This is a genomic window from Chryseobacterium sp. CBTAP 102 (assembly GCF_003201365.1).
In the GTDB taxonomy this organism is placed as follows: Bacteria; Bacteroidota; Bacteroidia; order Flavobacteriales; family Weeksellaceae; genus Chryseobacterium; species Chryseobacterium candidae.
Map to the genome: position 1 here is coordinate 212422 of NZ_QICX01000006.1, position 18702 is coordinate 231123.

At 37.0% G+C, this 18702-nt stretch carries 22 protein-coding genes; 16 read left to right on the forward strand and 6 right to left on the reverse strand.

Features of this window, described 5'->3' with window-relative positions; all coding sequences use genetic code 11:
* Nucleotides 1–16: 16 nt before the first annotated feature.
* The 4 genes from lysS to C8D70_RS10770 all read right to left on the reverse strand — a co-directional run bounded on the left by lysS (nt 17) and on the right by C8D70_RS10770 (nt 3521).
* On the reverse strand, nt 17–1714 hold the full coding sequence (gene lysS / locus C8D70_RS10755; RefSeq protein WP_110367310.1) for a lysine--tRNA ligase: 1698 nt from the start codon (nt 1712–1714) through the stop codon (nt 17–19).
* Nucleotides 1715–1995: 281 nt separating this feature from the next.
* Entirely contained in the window at nt 1996–2925 is a 930-nt protein-coding gene (rlmF, locus tag C8D70_RS10760) for a 23S rRNA (adenine(1618)-N(6))-methyltransferase RlmF (protein WP_110367311.1), read from the reverse strand.
* Between the two features lie 3 nt (nt 2926–2928).
* Nucleotides 2929–3303 (reverse strand): c-type cytochrome, encoded by a 375-nt coding sequence (locus C8D70_RS10765; RefSeq protein ID WP_110367312.1) that lies wholly within the window; start codon nt 3301–3303, stop codon nt 2929–2931.
* On the reverse strand, nt 3303–3521 hold the full coding sequence (locus C8D70_RS10770) for a hypothetical protein (RefSeq protein ID WP_076597060.1): 219 nt from the start codon (nt 3519–3521) through the stop codon (nt 3303–3305). Before C8D70_RS10770 ends, C8D70_RS10765 begins: the two co-directional genes overlap by 1 nt.
* A gap of 197 nt (nt 3522–3718) precedes the next feature.
* On the opposite strand from C8D70_RS10770, the gene C8D70_RS10775 reads away from it, so the two are divergent.
* From C8D70_RS10775 to C8D70_RS10835, 13 genes are all read left to right on the forward strand, one after another.
* Nucleotides 3719–4171, forward strand: coding sequence for a cupin domain-containing protein (locus C8D70_RS10775; protein ID WP_110367313.1), 453 nt, complete (start codon nt 3719–3721; stop codon nt 4169–4171).
* Nucleotides 4172–4890: 719 nt separating this feature from the next.
* Nucleotides 4891–6315 carry an anthranilate synthase component I family protein gene (locus C8D70_RS10780; RefSeq protein ID WP_110367314.1) on the forward strand — a complete coding sequence of 475 codons (1425 nt, stop codon included), beginning with the start codon at nt 4891–4893 and terminating at the stop codon, nt 6313–6315.
* Nucleotides 6316–6369: 54 nt separating this feature from the next.
* Nucleotides 6370–6972 (forward strand): anthranilate synthase component II, encoded by a 603-nt coding sequence (locus tag C8D70_RS10785; protein WP_110367315.1) that lies wholly within the window; start codon nt 6370–6372, stop codon nt 6970–6972.
* 41 nt (nt 6973–7013) lie between these two features.
* Entirely contained in the window at nt 7014–8000 is a 987-nt protein-coding gene (gene trpD, locus C8D70_RS10790; protein ID WP_110367365.1) for an anthranilate phosphoribosyltransferase, read from the forward strand.
* Nucleotides 8001–8056: 56 nt separating this feature from the next.
* Nucleotides 8057–8830 carry an indole-3-glycerol phosphate synthase TrpC gene (trpC, locus tag C8D70_RS10795; protein ID WP_110367316.1) on the forward strand — a complete coding sequence of 258 codons (774 nt, stop codon included), beginning with the start codon at nt 8057–8059 and terminating at the stop codon, nt 8828–8830.
* 11 nt (nt 8831–8841) lie between these two features.
* On the forward strand, nt 8842–9516 hold the full coding sequence (locus C8D70_RS10800) for a phosphoribosylanthranilate isomerase (RefSeq protein WP_110367317.1): 675 nt from the start codon (nt 8842–8844) through the stop codon (nt 9514–9516).
* 27 nt (nt 9517–9543) lie between these two features.
* Nucleotides 9544–10053, forward strand: coding sequence for a hypothetical protein (locus C8D70_RS10805; RefSeq protein ID WP_076597066.1), 510 nt, complete (start codon nt 9544–9546; stop codon nt 10051–10053).
* Entirely contained in the window at nt 10050–10595 is a 546-nt protein-coding gene (locus C8D70_RS10810; RefSeq protein WP_110367318.1) for a GNAT family N-acetyltransferase, read from the forward strand. The genes C8D70_RS10805 and C8D70_RS10810 overlap by 4 nt, the downstream gene beginning before the upstream one ends.
* Before the next feature lie 4 nt (nt 10596–10599).
* Nucleotides 10600–11784, forward strand: coding sequence for a tryptophan synthase subunit beta (trpB, locus tag C8D70_RS10815; protein WP_076597068.1), 1185 nt, complete (start codon nt 10600–10602; stop codon nt 11782–11784).
* A 75-nt stretch (nt 11785–11859) separates the two neighbouring features.
* The gene (gene trpA / locus C8D70_RS10820; RefSeq protein ID WP_110367319.1) at nt 11860–12594 is read left to right on the forward strand and encodes a tryptophan synthase subunit alpha; all 735 of its coding nucleotides are present in this window, start codon (nt 11860–11862) and stop codon (nt 12592–12594) included.
* Between the two features lie 31 nt (nt 12595–12625).
* Nucleotides 12626–13354, forward strand: a complete 729-nt coding sequence (gene lipB / locus C8D70_RS10825; protein WP_110367320.1) for a lipoyl(octanoyl) transferase LipB — start codon at nt 12626–12628, stop codon at nt 13352–13354.
* Between the two features lie 515 nt (nt 13355–13869).
* Entirely contained in the window at nt 13870–14829 is a 960-nt protein-coding gene (locus tag C8D70_RS10830) for a protein-glutamine glutaminase (protein ID WP_146212877.1), read from the forward strand.
* A gap of 69 nt (nt 14830–14898) precedes the next feature.
* Nucleotides 14899–15210, forward strand: a complete 312-nt coding sequence (locus C8D70_RS10835; RefSeq protein ID WP_076597072.1) for a hypothetical protein — start codon at nt 14899–14901, stop codon at nt 15208–15210.
* Nucleotides 15211–15216: 6 nt separating this feature from the next.
* On the opposite strand, the gene C8D70_RS10840 is transcribed toward C8D70_RS10835, so the two are convergent.
* The gene (locus C8D70_RS10840) at nt 15217–15969 is read right to left on the reverse strand and encodes an SDR family oxidoreductase (RefSeq protein WP_110367322.1); all 753 of its coding nucleotides are present in this window, start codon (nt 15967–15969) and stop codon (nt 15217–15219) included.
* 293 nt (nt 15970–16262) lie between these two features.
* On the opposite strand from C8D70_RS10840, the gene C8D70_RS10845 reads away from it, so the two are divergent.
* The 3 genes from C8D70_RS10845 to C8D70_RS10855 are packed head-to-tail and all read left to right on the forward strand — an operon-like array spanning nt 16263 to nt 17787.
* Nucleotides 16263–16895 (forward strand): NAD(P)H-dependent oxidoreductase, encoded by a 633-nt coding sequence (locus C8D70_RS10845; RefSeq protein WP_062670959.1) that lies wholly within the window; start codon nt 16263–16265, stop codon nt 16893–16895.
* A gap of 32 nt (nt 16896–16927) precedes the next feature.
* Nucleotides 16928–17365, forward strand: a complete 438-nt coding sequence (locus tag C8D70_RS10850; protein WP_076597074.1) for a MarR family winged helix-turn-helix transcriptional regulator — start codon at nt 16928–16930, stop codon at nt 17363–17365.
* Entirely contained in the window at nt 17362–17787 is a 426-nt protein-coding gene (locus tag C8D70_RS10855) for an organic hydroperoxide resistance protein (protein ID WP_110367323.1), read from the forward strand. Before C8D70_RS10850 ends, C8D70_RS10855 begins: the two co-directional genes overlap by 4 nt.
* Before the next feature lie 153 nt (nt 17788–17940).
* On the opposite strand, the gene C8D70_RS10860 is transcribed toward C8D70_RS10855, so the two are convergent.
* On the reverse strand, nt 17941–18576 hold the full coding sequence (locus tag C8D70_RS10860; RefSeq protein ID WP_076597077.1) for a peptide deformylase: 636 nt from the start codon (nt 18574–18576) through the stop codon (nt 17941–17943).
* Nucleotides 18577–18702 lie beyond the last annotated feature (126 nt).

The following is an 18702-nucleotide window of genomic DNA, read 5'->3' on the forward strand; positions in this document are numbered from 1 at the left end:
TTTATTGTATTAAATCTTAAACCAATTTCATCAAAAGATTTTCGTCAATTTTCTCTACTTTCACAATATTATTCTTTGTTAAAGTTTTGGAAGCTTTATCCCATTTTTTACCGGATAACTGGCTTCTTTCTTTTAATTCCGCTAAAGACATTGCTTCTTCCTGAGAATTAAGGATTTCAAGGATTACTTTTTCATCCTCCCCTAATTCAATTTGTGGAACTGCTTTTTCAGGTCTCATCTGAGGGAAGAATAATACTTCCTGGATAGATGCATTATTCGTTAAGAACATGATTAATCTGTCCATACCGATTCCTAATCCTGAAGTTGGAGGCATACCATATTCCAGCGCTCTTAAGAAGTCCTGGTCAATGAACATCGCTTCATCATCTCCTCTTTCAGATAACGCCATCTGTGCTTCAAAACGTTCTCTCTGATCGATAGGATCATTAAGCTCTGAATAAGCATTCGCGATTTCTTTACCGCATACCATTAATTCAAAACGCTCTGTTAAGCCTTCTTTGCTTCTGTGTTTCTTTGTTAATGGAGACATTTCGATCGGATAATCTGTAATGAAAGTCGGCTGGATGAAGTTTCCTTCACATTTCTCACCGAAGATCTCATCAATTAATTTTCCTTTACCCATCGTCTCATTCACTTCAATACCGATAGACTTGGCAAAATCGTATAATTCCTTCTCTGTTTTTCCTGTAATATCGAATCCTGTAAATTTAAGAATCGCTTCTGTCATGGAAACTCTTGGATAAGGAGCTTTGAAGTCTACATTGTGTTCTCCGAACGTCGCCGTTGTAGTTCCGTTTACCTGGATAGCACAGAATTCCAGTAATTTCTCAGTGAAATCCATCATCCAGTTGTAATCTTTATACGCTACATAGATTTCCATGGCGGTAAACTCAGGGTTGTGAGTTCTGTCCATCCCTTCATTTCTGAAGTTTTTAGAGAACTCATATACTCCGTCAAAACCACCTACGATCAATCTTTTCAGATACAATTCGTTGGCAATTCTTAAATATAATGGAATATCCAGTGCATTGTGGTGCGTGATGAATGGTTTTGCCGCAGCTCCACCAGGAATTGACTGTAAAATAGGTGTTTCCACTTCAAAATATCCAGCGTCATTAAAGAATGTTCTCATGGCATTGAACAGTTTTGTTCTCTTCACGAAAATTTCTTTCACCTGTGGATTTACCGTTAAATCTACATAACGCTGTCTGTATCTTAATTCAGGATCTGTAAACCCGTCATGTACAACACCGTTCTCATCAGTTTTAGCCTGAGGCAGCGGACGTAAAGCCTTCGTAAGAAGGGTAAAGTTTTTTACTAAAACGGTCTTCTCTCCTACCTGAGTCGTAAACAATTCTCCCTCGATACCGATAATATCACCAATATCCAATAGGTGTTTGTATACTTCATTATATAGTTCTTTATCTTCACCCGGACAAATCTCGTCTCTGTTGAAATAAACCTGAATTTTTCCTTTAGAATCCTGCAATTCTGCGAAAGAAGCCTTCCCCTGAATTCTGCGGGACATTAATCTACCAGCGATCTTTACCTGTTTACTTTCAGAAAAGTCCTGTTTTATAGATTCTGTAGTATCTGTAATTGTATACTCATCCGCAGGGAAAGCATTAATCCCCATTTCAGTAAGCTTATTCAGCTTTTCTCTTCTAATGATTTCTTGTTCTGATAATTGCATTTCTTATTTTTCTAAAAGCTTACAAATTTAGGCATTTTTGACCTGACCATCAATGGCTTTTTTCAGAAATTTTAAAAAGTGAACAAGGAATGGAGTTGAGATAAGGGATATAATGTATTGGAACCCATAATTGAAGTATTTAAACGATGGGGTCGCAAAGATTATTATTATAATGATAAAAAAACGATCGCAAAGCCGTTTCACTTAGCAAGACACCCTATTATTAGTTAATTTAGTCTCATAATTTGAGCTATCGTGCTGGAAACTTTAAACTTTGAATTTTAAATCAACCAGGTTTTTCTGTCCTTTTGGGGAATAAACGTCCAGGCTAATATTCTGCTTACTTTTTGTCCCTGAGCCATATCAATCGTTTTGACCTCTACAGCTTTGACTTTTTTTAAAAGGTTAGTAAGCTTATTGAGATTGTCTTTTTTAGAAACCAGACACGTGAACCAAAGAACCTGCGATGAAAATAATGAACTTTCATTGATCATTTTAGTGATAAAAGCCAGTTCACCGCCCTCACACCATAATTCCGACTGCTGACCGCCAAAATTCAGTAAAGGCTGTTTGGATTTTGAGATTTTAAGGTTCTTTGTTTTTCGGATATTTCCTTTTACAGCAGACTCTTCAGAATCATGAAAAGGGGGATTGCACATCGTAAAAGTGAATCTGTCTTCAGGTTTGATGATATGGACAAAGATATGATCTGTATCAGGCTGCCTTTTCAGTTGAATAACGGAAGACAGATCCGGGTTTTGATCTAAAATATCCTGAGCATTTTTCAAAGAATCCTGATTGATATCTGTTGCTGTCATCATCCATCCATAAGATCTGTGGCTGATTAAAGGATACACAAGATTAGCTCCTGTTCCTATGTCAAGTCCTTTTACAAAACTTCCTGTTGGAGTTTCATTAAGTTCTTTGCCCAAAAGATCCGCAATATAATGTACATAATCTGCTCTTCCGGGGATCGGTGGACAAAGATTGGTATCGGGAATATCCCAGCCTTTAATGTTATAAAAATGTAAGAGCAAGGCTTTGTTGAGCAGTTTGACTGCTTGTGGAATGCTGAAATTAATGGTTACCGTCTGATAAGCATTTGTAAAAACATAGTGTTTCAGTTCCGGCACACAAGAAATAAGCTGATCAAAATCATAAGGATTACGATGCAGATTTCTTGTGTGCAGACTGGATTTTTCAGCGGACATATTTTATTTCTTCTGACTTAAAATATATTCCACCATTTTTTTGGCATCTTCTTTAGATACCTGTGGATGGGCAGCCATAGGCACACTTCCCCATACTCCACTTCCGCCTTCTATAATTTTGGAAGCCAGCAGCTCCGTATCCTTTTCAGAGTACTTACCTGCAATTTCCTTATAAGAAGGTCCTATCATTCTCTCATTAACAGAGTGACATCCTGAACAGTCCAATGTTTCGATGATCTGATCACCTGAAAGATTAGATTGAGCCGGTTCTGAAACAGCAACTGCTTCAGAAGAAGACGCTGCTTCTGCTGTATTTTCTTTTTTAGAACAGGAAATGATCATAAGACCCAAAGTTCCTGCTAAAAGTATTTTTTTCATTATTTCTTTGCTGTAGAATCTGTTTTAGCAGCTTCTGGTGCCGGAGCAGCCGGAGTTGCAGCAGCTGGAGCAGCAGTTTTAGCAGTAGAATCCACAACAGTAGTTGCTGCTGGCTCTTCAAGCATTGTGTTGCTGTCCTGTAAAGAGTGATCTGTTTTTTTTGAACAGCTTGCTAATAATAAACCTCCGATAAATGCGATTGCTAATACTTTTTTCATTTTTTTCTAATTTGGAAACAAAAATATAAAAAATAAACTTTTAAACTTATGACAAATGTTTTCTTTAAGAAATATTTTTTACAGACCGGGTTTTAATCCAATCAATAAAAAAAATAATTCAAACATTGGAGAAATTAAATAAGCTTAGTTATTTTTGTATAACGGATTATCCAAACCAAAATATAAATAGGAAGCTTATGACTAAAAAAAAATTGTTTGCTGCAACTTTCTTTGTTGTTTCCTCTTGCCTCTTTATTTCATGTGACAATTCCTCCAACGAACCACAATCACAATATTCAGATAAAATAGAATCGGTGACACTTTTAAAAACAACTAAATCATGGGATGGAACCGTATATCCGGCCTATCCTGCTACACAGCCGGAAATTTCGGTTCTTAAAATTGCGGTACCTCCCAACAAAGCTTTAGACTGGCATAAGCATCCTGTTATTAATGCTGCTTATGTAGAAAAAGGGGAAATTCAGGTAGAAAGAAAAGAAGACGGCAAAACACAGTGGATTCGTAAAGGTGAGGTGCTGCCCGAGATGGTGAATATGGGCCACAGAGGAAAAACGGGAGATAAAGGAGTGACTTTAATTGTTTTTTACAGCGGAACTCCTGATACACCTTTGTCTGAACCAGTAAAATAGTTGTTTTAAACGCTATGTTTGCAAGGCCAATTTGTTTTATAGTGCGTTTATTTTTTTGTGCAAAGCCACTTCGTTTAGCTAAGACCAATACTTTCTTTGCTGAGTGAAATGCCTTTGCGAAAGATATTTTATCATCAACAAAATCATTGCGCCCCTTCCGCGTTTAAATAAAATAATTGATCTATCCCTTTTAGTAATAATATCTTCGACAGGCCCAGCCTGACAACACTCAAAAATTTCGGTTGGTATTCGAATTGTCAGCCTGAGCCTGTGGAATGACTATCAATAAGAAAAACTTTGTTAATCATTAATCTCGACTATTAATTAAAAGAATAAATCAATAAATTTTTCATATTTGATTCATGATTTAAAATTCAAAAATTCTGTTTTTCAACTGGTTATATTAAACGGTTGTAGCGGACGGCTTTTAAAAGATTAAGGAATTGAAACATAAACTCGAACAGCTTAAACAATAGATTTCTATATTAAGTTTTTGTATTTTTTGATATTTTTTATTCTTGGTATTAAAAAATTTTCTACATTTGTCCCATGTTAAAAATGAACAACAATATTTGGTGGTGGCTTTCAAACTCTTCGTCGGGTCTGAAGGTATTGTCATGTTGTTAACTACAGCAGAAATAATCAAAAAACAATATATAGGCTTTGACGGATACCGTTAAAGCCTTTTTTTATTCCTTAATCTTACAAAAAACAATACAATGTTGACCAACACAATTACAATAAAAACTGTTTCGAAAAAAACACTGGGAGACCTTCATACTCCCATGAATATCTACCTTAAGATCAGGGATAAATTCCGTGATACCATTCTTCTGGAAAGCTCGGATTCAAAAAGTATTGATAATAATTTTTCCTTTATCGCCGTGAATGCCATTGCAGGAATTGAAGTGAAAAACCTCAGCGAATTTGAAATTAAGCTTCCCGCTTCAGCTCCTGTAAAACAATTGATTAATGATCAAAAGATTACAGATGTATTTGAAAACTTCAGAAATATTTTTAAATGTGAAAAAACGAATGATCCAATAGAGCAGACAGCTCAGAGCCTTTTTGGCTATACAAGCTTTGAAGCGGTACAGTTCTTTGAAAACATCAATCTTAAACCACAGAGCAAGGAAGTTGAAATTCCTGTTATGAGATACAGGTTATACCAATATGTAATTGCTATCAATCATTTCAATGATGAAATGCATATCATTGAAAATTTTATTGATGGGGTAAAATCTGAACTTCATCTTTTGGAAAATCTTATTAAAAATCAGAATACTCCGGTTTATCCTTTTGAAAAAACAAGCGAGGAAACCTCTAATATTACCAATGAAGAATATCTGGAACTGGTAAAAACGGCTCAGAAACACTGTATGCGCGGAGATGTCTTCCAGCTGGTTCTGAGCAGAAGATTTGAACAGAAATTCAAGGGAGATGAATTCAATGTATACCGTGCTTTGAGAAATATCAATCCTTCACCTTACCTATTCTATTTTGATTACGGGAATTATAAATTATTTGGTTCCAGCCCTGAAAGCCAGTTAATCATCAAAAATAATAAAGCAATTATTCACCCGATTGCAGGAACTTCCAGAAGAACGGGAAATTTTGAAGCAGACCTTGAAGCCATTGAAGTTTTAAAAGCTGATCCTAAAGAAAACGCAGAACATACCATGCTGGTGGACCTGGCAAGAAATGATCTTGGAAAACTTGGAAAAAATGTAACAGTTACCAAGCTTAAGGAGATTCAGCTGTTCTCTCACGTTATTCATATGGTAAGTGAAGTAACGGCAGATGTTGAAGATGATATCAATCCTCTTGAGATGGTTTCCGCTACTTTCCCTCAGGGAACTCTGAGCGGAGCACCAAAACATAAAGCGCTACAGCTGATCAACCAATACGAAAAAGATTCCCGCGGATATTACGGCGGCTGTATCGGAATTATCGGACTGAACGGAACCTGCAACCAGGCCATTATGATCAGAACTTTCTTAAGCAAAAACAACACATTATTTTATCAGGCAGGTGCCGGTCTTGTAGCAAAATCTGTCCCTGAAAGTGAACTGCAGGAAGTCAACAACAAACTGAACGCCCTGAAAAAAGCTGTTGAAAAAGCAGAAAAAATAGTTGAAAAATAAGCCCTACTATTAACCAGCAACAAAAACAACCAGCAACTCCATAACAAAAAAGCAATGAACAACAATATAAACACTCAACAGCCACAGCTTAAAGTTCTCGTTTTCGATAACTATGACAGCTTTACGTATAACCTTGTCCAGATTATTGAAAGAATTCTGAACCAAAGAGTAGATGTGGTAAGAAATGATGAAATTACCCTGGAAGAGATTGGCAAATATGATAAGATCATCCTTTCTCCAGGTCCCGGTATTCCTGAAGAAGCAGGTATTTTATTAGACCTTATTAAAGAATATGCTCCTACCAAAAGTATTTTTGGAGTATGCCTTGGCCAGCAGGCCATCGCTGAAGCTTTCGGAGGAAATCTGATCAACCTGACTGAGATCTTCCACGGAGTAGCAACCACTACTGAACTGGTAAAAGAAAACACCAAATTGTTCAAAGATTTAAGTTCAGGACTGGAAGTGGGAAGATACCACAGCTGGGCAGTAAATCCGGAAGGTTTCCCGGAAGAACTGGAAATAACGGCTGTAGATAAAGACGGAATGATCATGGCTTTGCAGCACAAAACCTATGATGTACACGGAGTACAGTTTCACCCTGAAAGCATTTTAACGCCGGAAGGAGAAGTAATCATTAAAAACTTTCTGTTGTCATGAAAACCCTAGAAAGTCCTTCAACAACCATAAAAACACCACAAATGAAAGAAATACTGCAATACCTGTTCAACCATAATACGCTGTCCAAATCTGAAGCTAAGGCTATGATGATTGAGATTGCACAGAATAAATTCAATGCTGCGGAAGTGACGGCTTTCATCAGTGTTTTCCTGATGCGAAGCATCACACTAACAGAACTGGAAGGCTTCAGAGAAGCTTTATTACAAATGGCCGTTTCTGTAGATATAGATGCCGGTAATGCCATTGACATTGTAGGAACCGGAGGAGACGGAAAAGACACCATTAATATCTCAACGCTTGCCAGCTTTGTAGTAGCCGGAACCGGACAGAAGGTAACAAAACATGGAAATTACGGAGCTTCTACCACTACAGGTTCATCCAATGTGCTGGAAGAACTGGGATATCAGTTTAAAAGCAGTTCAGAACAATTGAATGAAGATCTGGAAAGATCCAACATCTGCTTTTTGCATGCTCCTTATTTTCATCCTGCACTGCAATCGGTTGGTTTATTGAGAAAGTCTTTAGGATTAAGGACATTTTTTAATCTCTTGGGTCCATTGGTAAATCCGGCAAAACCAAAATTTTCCATGATTGGAGTTTACAATCTGGAAATTGCAAGAATTTATCAGTATCTGCTTCAGAAAGAGGAACGTGACTTTATTCTTGTACATGGTCTGGATGGATATGATGAAATAAGCCTTACGGATGACAGCAAAATCATCACAAAAAACGGTGAAGAAATCTATTCTGCGGAAGATTTAGGCTTCAACCCGGTAACGCTGGAGGATATTAAAGCAGGAAACTCCATTCAGGAAACCGCAAAAATATTTATGAATATTCTGGAAGGAAAAGGTACGGAACAGCAGAACTCTGTGATCCTGGCCAATGCTTCAGTAGCCCTGTACAACACTCATCAATTCGGGACGTATGATGACTGTCTTCTGCTCGCTCAGGAAAGTCTGCACAGCGGAAAAGCATTAAACAGTTTTAATCTTTTGATTAATTAAATTCATTATTCACTTGCGAAGCAAAATTCACTATTGACCAAAATTAAACACAAGAAATGACTATACTGGATAAAATTATTGAACGAAAAAAAGAGGAAGTTGCAGCAGCAAAATCACGCATTTCTCTTGATCATTTAAAAAACACGGCTTTTTTTGGAAGACCAACCTGTTCTCTGAAAGAATCTATCAAAAATAAGAGCGGAATTATCGCTGAATTTAAAAGACAATCTCCTTCAAAAGGAATCATAAACAATAGTGTACAGCCTTTGGAAGTAGTTTCAGCTTACGAAAAATTTGGAGCAAGCGGAATTTCTATCCTGACTGATCATGATTATTTCGGAGGAAATTTAAATGATGTTCAGGATGTAAGAAATGAGATTACCATTCCGATTCTGCGAAAAGATTTTATGATTGACGAGTATCAGTTTTATGAAGCAAAAAGTATAGGAGCAGATGTTATTCTGTTGATTGCTTCATGTCTTTCACCTAATCAGGTTCAGGAATTTACAGAATTAGCTCATCAACTGAAAATGGAGGTTTTACTGGAAATTCATACGGAAGATGAACTGAAACATTTCAATTCGAAAATTGATTTAGCAGGAATTAATAACAGAAACCTTAAAGATTTCAAAGTAGATCTGCAGCATTCTGTCCAGCTGAAAAACCAGCTTCCAAAAGGAGTTTTATCTGTTGCAGAAAGCGGCATTTACAGTCTTGAAGATTTTCAATTTTTAAAAGAAAAAGGATTTGACGGTTTCCTGATGGGCGAATATTTCATGAAAAATACAGATCCGGCCAACGCTTTTGAAGAATTTGCTTCTCAAATTTAAACTCAATACCAATGAACCTGCCACCTAAAACCTTTAACCTGCCACCTCAACTCAAAGTCTGCGGTCTTACAAAACCGGATCAGATTCAGGAATTGATTTCTATGAGTGTAGATTTTCTCGGTTTCATCTTCTATGAAAAATCCCCGAGATATGTTTTGAATCATCTGAGTATGGAAGAGATCTCAGCTATTGAGCATCGGGGAAAAACAGGTGTTTTTGTTAATGAAGAAACAGATGTCATTTTAAAAGCAGTTCAGCAGGCAGGATTGAATTTCGTTCAGCTTCATGGTGATGAAAGCAATCATTTCATTGCCGGATTAAGACAAAAACTAAATCCTGAGGTTGGAATCATTAAAGTCATCAGAATAGGAGATATTGATTCTGATAATAAAGATAAAATAGCACAAACGTTTACCTCCAATCTGCCACCTGTCACATACTACCTATTCGATACTGACAGTAAAGCCTTCGGCGGAACGGGAAAACAATTCGACTGGAGTATTCTGAATGAATTCGACATCCCTCTGCCCTACTTTTTAAGCGGCGGTATTTCCGAGGAAAATATAGGGAATATTGATACATTGAAACAACAGCCTTTCGCTTTAGATATCAATTCAAAATTTGAAACAGAACCCGGCAGTAAAAATATCGACAGAATAAGAAAGTTTAAAACCCTGTTTCAGTAAAATAAATAACACAAAAAACACACAAGGATGAATATACATTTGCTAAAGAAGACATTTTATAAAACATTATTTCCGCCTAAATTCGGGAATGATAAAATTCAGAATCTGTACCGCTTTGTTTCTGAGAACGACAGCAATACAGAACATTGGGAAGTGGGAGGGTTATTGTCTGATTTCATTTGTATTATTAAAGATTTTAAAGAAAGTGATATCCAGTATTTTTTTGAAAGAATCAGCTTATGGAACAGCTATTATCTGGTCATTATTTCAGATAAATTTTTAGAAAATCATGTAAGATCAAGTGTAAAGTATGACCTGGGATTGATTTATGCTAAAATTTTTCTGTTGTATGAAGATTCCGATCCTTATTTTTTAATTGATAATCTGGAAATTGCCATTACCATGTATCAGTCGGAAATAGATAAGGCAACCTTAATTGATTTAACACATAAAATAGAATTGTTATATTATAAAAAGCTGATTACGAAACAACAGTACGATTACCACCTCACCTTTATTAAGAGCTTAAACCCATGAAATATCAAGTAAAAAAAACGAAAGATTTAACAGAAGCAGAAATAAAACACATTCTGGAGCTTTGGGATATTTCTGCCTGGAGCACCATGAATTCATCCTATTTCCGCTCTTTTTTCAGAGATTCAGAGTTTCATTTTCTGATGGATACGGATGAAAATATACTGGCCATTATGAGAGTGAATTTTGATTTCACCATACAAATAGCAGATACAGATTACTCCTTTGCAGAGGCTGTAGGGCTGGTTTCTGCTCATAAAAAGAAAGGGTATGGAGCTGCTTTGGTTCGTTATTTCAAAGAAAATGTTACTCAGAGAAATCTGGAAACAATTGGATTCTGCCATTCGGATCTTCGTATTTTTTATGAAAAGTGTGATGTAGAAATTCTACACGACAAAGCCAAAATGATCAAAGAAAGTGTGGATTCAGAGTGGGCGAATGCTGAAGATGATGATATTTTGATTTTTCATACAACACAGGAAAGAAAAGAACGGCTCAATCAGCTGAATTCACAAAACAATGCTTATTTAATGACTAAAGAATAAAAAAATGAATTATAAAAACCCCGACGAAAACGGATATTATGGAGAATTTGGAGGAGCTTTTATCCCCGAAATGCTTTATCCTAATGTAGAAGAACTGCAAAAAAACTATCTTGAAATCATAGAATCTGAAGATTTTCAGGCTGAATATCAGGATTTACTTAAAAACTATGTTGGGCGGGCTACCCCATTATATTTTGCTAAAAATCTTAGTAATAAATATAAGACTCAGATTTACTTAAAACGTGAAGACCTCAACCATACCGGAGCTCATAAAATCAATAATGCTCTGGGACAGGTTTTATTGGCAAAACGCCTCGGAAAAAACAGAATTATTGCTGAAACCGGAGCAGGACAGCATGGTGTTGCCACAGCTACAGCGTGTGCTTTGCTTGGTCTTGAGTGCATTGTTTATATGGGAGAAATTGACATCCAGAGACAAGCACCCAACGTGGCAAGAATGAAAATGCTGGGTGCAGAAGTGGTAGCTGCCACTTCAGGATCAAAAACGCTGAAAGATGCGGTAAATGAAGCATTAAGAGACTGGATCAACAATCCTGTAACTACCCATTACGTGATTGGGAGTGTCGTGGGACCACACCCTTTTCCGGATCTTGTAGCCAGATTTCAAAGCATTATTTCAAAAGAAATCAAAGAGCAGCTTAAAGAAAAAACCGGTAGAGAAAATCCTGATTATGTGATTGCCTGTGTGGGTGGAGGAAGTAATGCTGCAGGAACTTTTTATCATTTTGTAGAAGAGAAAGAAGTAAAAATTATTGCTGCTGAAGCCGGAGGCCTGGGGGTAGATTCCGGAAAATCTGCTGCGACTACATTCTTAGGAACGCTTGGAGTTCTTCACGGAAGCAAAAGCCTTCTGATGCAGACGGAAGACGGACAGGTCATTGAGCCGCATTCTATTTCTGCAGGATTAGATTATCCGGGGATAGGACCTTTCCATGCGCATTTATTTAAACAAAAAAGAGCTGAATTCTTTAGCATTAATGATGATGAAGCTTTGAAATGTGCCTTTGAGCTTACCAGACTGGAAGGTATTATTCCTGCATTGGAAAGCTCTCATGCACTGGCTGTTCTGGATAAGAAGAAATTTAATGAAAATGATGTTGTGGTGATTTGCCTGAGCGGCCGTGGAGACAAGGATATGGAAACATATCTTAAAGAAATTAGAAGTTAGATACTAGAAATTAGTAATAACAAGTATTCACCTTCTAACTTCTAACCTCTAATTTCTAACTTCTATAAAAAAAAAATGAAAAAACTAAATATATACTTCACAGCAGGAATTCCGCAACTGGAAGATACCGCTGATATTATACAACTGATTCAGGATTCCGGAGCAGATATGATAGAAATCGGGATGCCTTATTCTGATCCTGTGGCAGATGGCCCTGTGATCCAGAAAGCTCATGAACTGGCTTTACAAAACGGAATGACGATTGAAAAACTCCTTTCCCAATTGAAAGCAATCAAAGACGAAATCAAAATTCCGGTTATTCTGATGGGGTACATCAATCCGGTTTTGAGCTTCGGATTTGAGAAATTCTGTGCGGCTTGTGCGGAAAGCGGTGTTTCAGGATTGATCCTACCCGATCTTCCTCCTATTGAATTTGAGAAAAATTATCAGCATATTTTAAAACAGTATCATCTTAATTTCACTTTTCTTGTAACCCCGGAAACCTCTGATGAAAGGATGATCTATCTGGATTCTTTAAGTTCAGGCTTTCTGTATGCGGTAAGCTCTTCTTCTACCACCGGAAATGAAAATGCGGTTTTAAAAAATGAGGATTATCTTTCCAGACTTGCATCTCTTCCACTTAAAAACCCGGTAATGATAGGATTTGGAATTAAGTCTAAGGAAGATTTTGAAAACGTAACGGAAAAAGCGGATGGCGGTATCATCGGAACATCTTTTGTGAATATTTTGCTTAAGGATAAAAACTGGAAGAAAAGTGCCATAGATTTTATCCATTCCATAAAAGGGTAAAATTCACTAAATTTGTATATCAAAAATTGAAATGAATACAAATCAAAATAAAGCAGTAGAATTTGAAGATTTAGGAATCAAAGAATATCAGCCCGCCTGGGATTATCAGGAACAACTGATGAAAAACATCATTGATACCAAAATAAAAAACAGGGATCTTCCTGCCGAACAGCATAATATTACTCCCAACCACCTTCTTTTCGTGGAACATCCTCATGTGTATACATTAGGAAAAAGCGGACATGAAGAAAATATGCTTGCCGGTATTGATAAGCTGAAAGAAATTGATGCTACGTTTGTGAAAGTAAACCGTGGCGGAGATATTACGTACCATGGTTACGGACAGGTTGTAGGCTACCCTATTCTGGATCTTGAAAACTTTTTCACAGATATCCATTTATATATGAGGAATCTGGAGGAAGTGATCATCAGAACCATTGCCGAATATGGTATTAAAGGAGAACGTTCCCCGGGAGAGACCGGAGTTTGGCTGGATGTAGGAAAACCTTACGCCAGAAAAATGTGTGCTATGGGAGTGAAAGCTTCCCGATGGGTTACCCTTCATGGTTTTGCACTGAATGTGAATACAGATATGCGTTATTTTGAATACATTATTCCATGTGGGATTAAGGATAAGCAGGTTACTTCTTTAAAAAGAGAGCTTGAAAGAGAACTCACACCGGAAGAAATGGAAGAACTGAAAGCAAAGATCAGAAAGCATTTCGCGGATGTTTTTCAGGCAGAATTGATTTATAAATAGTCAAGTTTACTTACAATAAAATAAGCCCGGTTTCAACGATTGAACCCGGGCTTTTAGTTTTATGATAATGTTATTTTTATTCGCTTAGATTATCCACAACATTTGTCATTCCAAAGGAATCCAGATTCAGAAATCCTGTAATAATGAATGAGGATAAAATAAGAGTTTAGATTCCTATGAAATGACAAAGCGAGTAAAGAAAAGATACGTACTAAAAACATCCGTATTCTAGTGATGAATTATCCATCAAACTTGTCTATTCCGTAGGAAACCAAGGCGTAAAAAACAACCGATTTCACCATTTTAAAAATTTTCTATTTTCCTTGAATATCCCTATAAAAACGATCATTTTTTCATCTTTTTCAATATCATAAAACCAATAAAACGACAGAATTATTTATTTTTTCAAAAAAACATTGCATATATTTTAATTTTTATTATTTTTAATGTCACAAATAAGTGAACTATCACAATTAAAAAGTTCACTGAAAATTAATCACCAAAATATAAAAGCTATGAAAAAATTTCTGTTATCCATGATGGTATTCGTGACGGTACTGTCATTTAATGCCTGCTCAGATTCGACCGCCAATCAGGATCCGAATCTTGTTGCTAAAGAGTCTAACGACATTGCAATGAAAGATTTCGGCAAAACTGTTCCGGTAGGGATTGAAAAAGAAGATGGAAAGTTTAAAGTTTCCTTGATGGTTTCAGCGCAACCGTATCAAATTAAAGATACTAAAGAAAATGCGGGCTATATCTCCATGATCAAAGAAGCTGTAGAAAACGAAACTCCTGTTCAGATTTTCCTGAAAGCCAATTCTAACGAAATCGCAAAGGTAGAAAAAGCAACTGCTGATGATATCCGTTATTTCAAATCTGTATTCAACAAAGAAGAAAGAGGGGAAAGTAATAAGGCAGTAAGTATCATTCCTAATCTGGCGACGTTAAACAGTCTTTTTGCACAGATTAAAAATCAGGCTTGTGGAACTTCTACCGCCTCTTCACCATGTATCACTTTCAGATATCCTGTGGATGGCTGCTATGCAAGAGCGCACAAAATGAGACAAATCCTTTTGAATGCAGGTTACGATTGTGAAAAGCAATTCGTGTATGGTAACCTTAGAGCATCTACAGGAACATGCTGTGTTTCATGGGTATATCACGTAGCCATTTTGGTAAGCTTCAAAAATGCTTCAGGAATTGTTGAAAAAAGAATCATTGACCCGTCATTATTCTCCAGCGGACCTGTAACTGACGCTGCATGGAGAGCTGCATGTACCAATACAAGCTGTGGATCTGCTTCTGTTTCTTCTTATGCCAATACAGCAGGAAACGTATACTACAGAAGTCCAGCCGGTTCTTTACTGTATGACAACAACTATGTAAATACCAATTGTGTATTGACTAAATTTTCATCCCTTTCAGGATGTTCTCCTTCCCCAGCTCCTAGTGTGGCAAGCTGTGGATTTTAATTAATTTATAGAAAGCTCCTGCTTACATTTTGATATATTGCAGGAGCTTTTTACTTAATACTATTTGCTATGAAAGCCTGGTCCTATTTATTATTGCTATTTATTATGATCACATCCTGTTCCGGTAGTTCCACTCCGCAGAATTTAACGTGGTACAATAATGCCACCATTTCAAATATCATGGAAGATCCCGACAAACCGAATGAAGTGGTACGTGTCGCTATTGGAATCAGTGCTCAGGTTTTTTATCTTTCCAAAAAATCACCGGAATACAAAAGCCTTATGGAAAAAGCAACCCAAAGCTTTAAAAAAGGTAAGACCTATAATATCGGTATTGAAAATAAAACCAATATCATCAAAGAAATTAAAGAAGTCAAATAATCAGGATTATCTGATCACCGAAATTCCGGCGTCCACTTTCACTTCTGCTCCATGAATATAGGAAGCTTCTTCTGAAGCAAGAAACAGAACTACATTGGCTATTTCTGACGGTTCGCCCTGTCTTTTAAAAGGAATCGTGGGAATAATCTCATCAATGGCACTATCAATCTGATCTCCGGTTAAGCCCGTATTATTAAAAATATTGGTTTTAATATGCCCGGGACTTACTCCATTGACACGAATGCCGCGTTCTGTAAGTTCTAAAGCAAATGTTTTGATCAACGACTGCACCGCAGATTTTGCTGCAGAATACACTGAAAAATTAGCCATAGCAATATCTGTGGCCATTGAAGTATTGAAAATAACGCAGCTGCCGCTTTTCATTAATGGTAACACCTGCTGTACCGTAAAAAACGGTCCCTTGACCAGCATATTGAACAGTTCATCAAAGTGATTTTCATCCACATATTCCAGGGGAGCAAATCTTCCATATCCTGCATTGGCAAAAACCAGATCAATCTGTTCTGTATATTTTCTGATTTCATGCTGCAGGTTCATCAGATCTTTCATATTTCCGGCATTGGAAACAATTCCGAAAGCCTTTTCTCCAAGTTTCTCTAAAGCTCTATTCACCGTTTCTTCACTTCGTCCGGTGATTATCACTGATCCTCCTTCATCAATAAATTTCTGAGCGGTAGCCAAACCCATTCCATTGGTTCCTCCTGTAATTAAAGCCGTTTTATTTCTAAATCTCTGCATTGTTTTAAGTTTAAATTCTATTGCAAAGATTGGAATACTAAGACTTTGAAAAAATCCGAATCATGCGGAATTGGCTGAATCGTGAAATACCTTATTCACCTATGACTCTGAGCTATTTTGCTCTTTTTCTTTTATATTTTTAAAGTTCATCAATAATTGTCATCAATAAAATCTTTTAAAATTAAATTGTACACAATTAAATTGAGCGTACATTTGTACTGTTAATTTACTTCAACGTAAAATCATGAAGTTTAATAATCGCCAAGTAGTTTAATTTAAAAACAAAAAGAAAAATGTCATTAATAGAAAATTTAAACTGGAGACATGCAGTAAAAGCTTATGATCCGACCAAAAAAGTATCACAGGAAGACCTTAATACGATTTTAGAATCAGCAAGACTGGCTCCTACTTCATCGGGATTGCAGCCCTTCAGAATTATTGTTGTGGAAAACCAGGAGCTGAAAGAAAAAATGGTAGCAGGTGCTTTAAACCCTGAAGTAATGAGAGACTCTTCTCACGTTTTGGTCTTTGCGGCATGGGACAGCTATTCTAATGAAAAGATTGACAAAGTTTATGATTATCATACGGACGTAAGGGATCTTCCGAGAGGCCGTTTTGGAAGCTATACCGATAAAATAAAAGAAATATACGGTGCACAGACTCCCGAAGAGCATTTTGCACACACTGCACGCCAGACTTATATCGCTTTAGGAATTGCCCTTGCGCAGGCTGCAGAGCTTAAAATCGACAGTACACCGGCAGAAGGATTCAGCAATGAGGTGGTAGATGAAGTACTGGGACTAAAAGAACTGGGATTAAAAAGTGTAAGCCTTTTATATCTTGGATACCGTGACGAAGCGAATGACTGGCTTTCTACTATGAAAAAAGTCAGAATTCCAATGGATGAATTTATCATAAAAAAGTAATACCTTCATCGAATCTTTCGTACTCAAACATTATGGAAAACCCGAAAACACCCAAGCTGGAAAATCAGATCTGCTTTCCGCTATATGTCATTGCCAAAGAGATTACGGGGCTTTACCGTCCATTTCTTGATGAACTCGGCATTACATATCCTCAGTATCTTGTGATGATGATATTATGGGATGGTGACGGGCTTACGGTAACCCATATCGGAGAAAAACTGTTTCTGGACAGTGGTACTTTAACACCTCTCCTTAAAAGACTGGAGTCTAAAGGATTTATTATCCGCAAAAGAAAAAAAGAGGACGAAAGAGTGGTTGAAGTATTTTTAGACGAAGCCGGGAAAAAGCTTCAGCAGAAGGCTTGTGAGATTCCGGGAAAAATCCAGGAAAAACTGGGAATACAACCGGAAGAGCTGCTGCATCTTAAAGACACCGTGTTAAAAATATTAAACAAAATAGAAAATAAATGAAAACGTTATATACAACTCAGGTCACTGCTCAGGGAGGAAGAAACGGCCATGTAAAAAGTGAAAACGGAGTGCTGGATCTTGATGTTAGAATGCCAAAAGCTTTAGGAGGAGCCAATGATGATTTTGCCAATCCTGAAATGCTTTTTGCAGCAGGATATTCCGCATGTTTCGACAGTGCTCTGAACAGAGTGATCAGTCTTTCTAAAGTAAAGACAGGAGAAACAACGGTAGCCGCTCAGGTAAGCATAGGTCAGCTTGAGAATGGTGGTTTCGGACTGGCTGCAGAACTGGATGTTAACATTCCCGGAGTTTCTCTTGAAGAAGCGCAGGCGTTGACAGAAAAGGCACACCAGATCTGTCCTTATTCTAATGCGACCAGAAATAATATGGAGGTGAAACTTTCAGTCACCAACAACGATTAATCCAATTTTTTTAAGCATAGTTATAACGAAAGGAGCTGTTTCCGTGGAAACAGCTCCTTTTTTTATTTTCCCACAGATTTCTCAGATGGGCACAGATGATTGAGAATATTTTTTATGTATATAATGCTCAAGAATTTCACTCATCATTCATCATTACCTTCTGTCCTTCATGACATCACTTTTCTGATAGGCATCGACTTTTTTATAGGAATCATTTTTCTCTTTTTCCTTTTTATCGGAAATCAGGATGCCGAAAAGGTGGTCGATTTCATGCTGGAAAATCACCGCAGTAAAACCTTCTACGATTTCTGAATATTTCTGTCCTTTCAAATCCACATATTCCAGTTGGATAACTTTGCTTCTGTAAAACTGATCTCTGAAATCAGGAATAGATAAATCGCCTTCAGGACCGAGGTTCTGAAGATCAGATCTCCAAACAATTACTGGATTAATAAAATATTCCAACGGAGTTCCTTCTTTATCAAAACGCTGCACCCAGATAATCTTTCTGTTGATTCCCACCTGTGGAGCTGCTATGCCTACTCCACCATCTGTTGAAAGAAGAGATTCTTTCATCCTTTTTACCAGAACAGCAGTGTTAGGATCAAGAGGATCTGCTTCTGAAGAAATACTCAGCAAGGTTTTATGCTGATTGGCATCTGTTGTCTGATAGATAGGCAACGCCCTATTAACATCTCCCTGATTGATGATGGAAAGTTCATTGGAAGTAAGTTTTTGTGCATTGAACAGCCCGATAAAAAAGATCAGCAGGATAGAGATTTTTTTCATATGTTTTTGAATCTGATACAAAGGTAAATATTGTGAAGTAAAAATGATTAAAAGGTATTCAATAATTATGTTTAGGCTAAAGCCAATGGAAGTTGATATAAAAAATAAACGGGCTAAAGCCCGTTT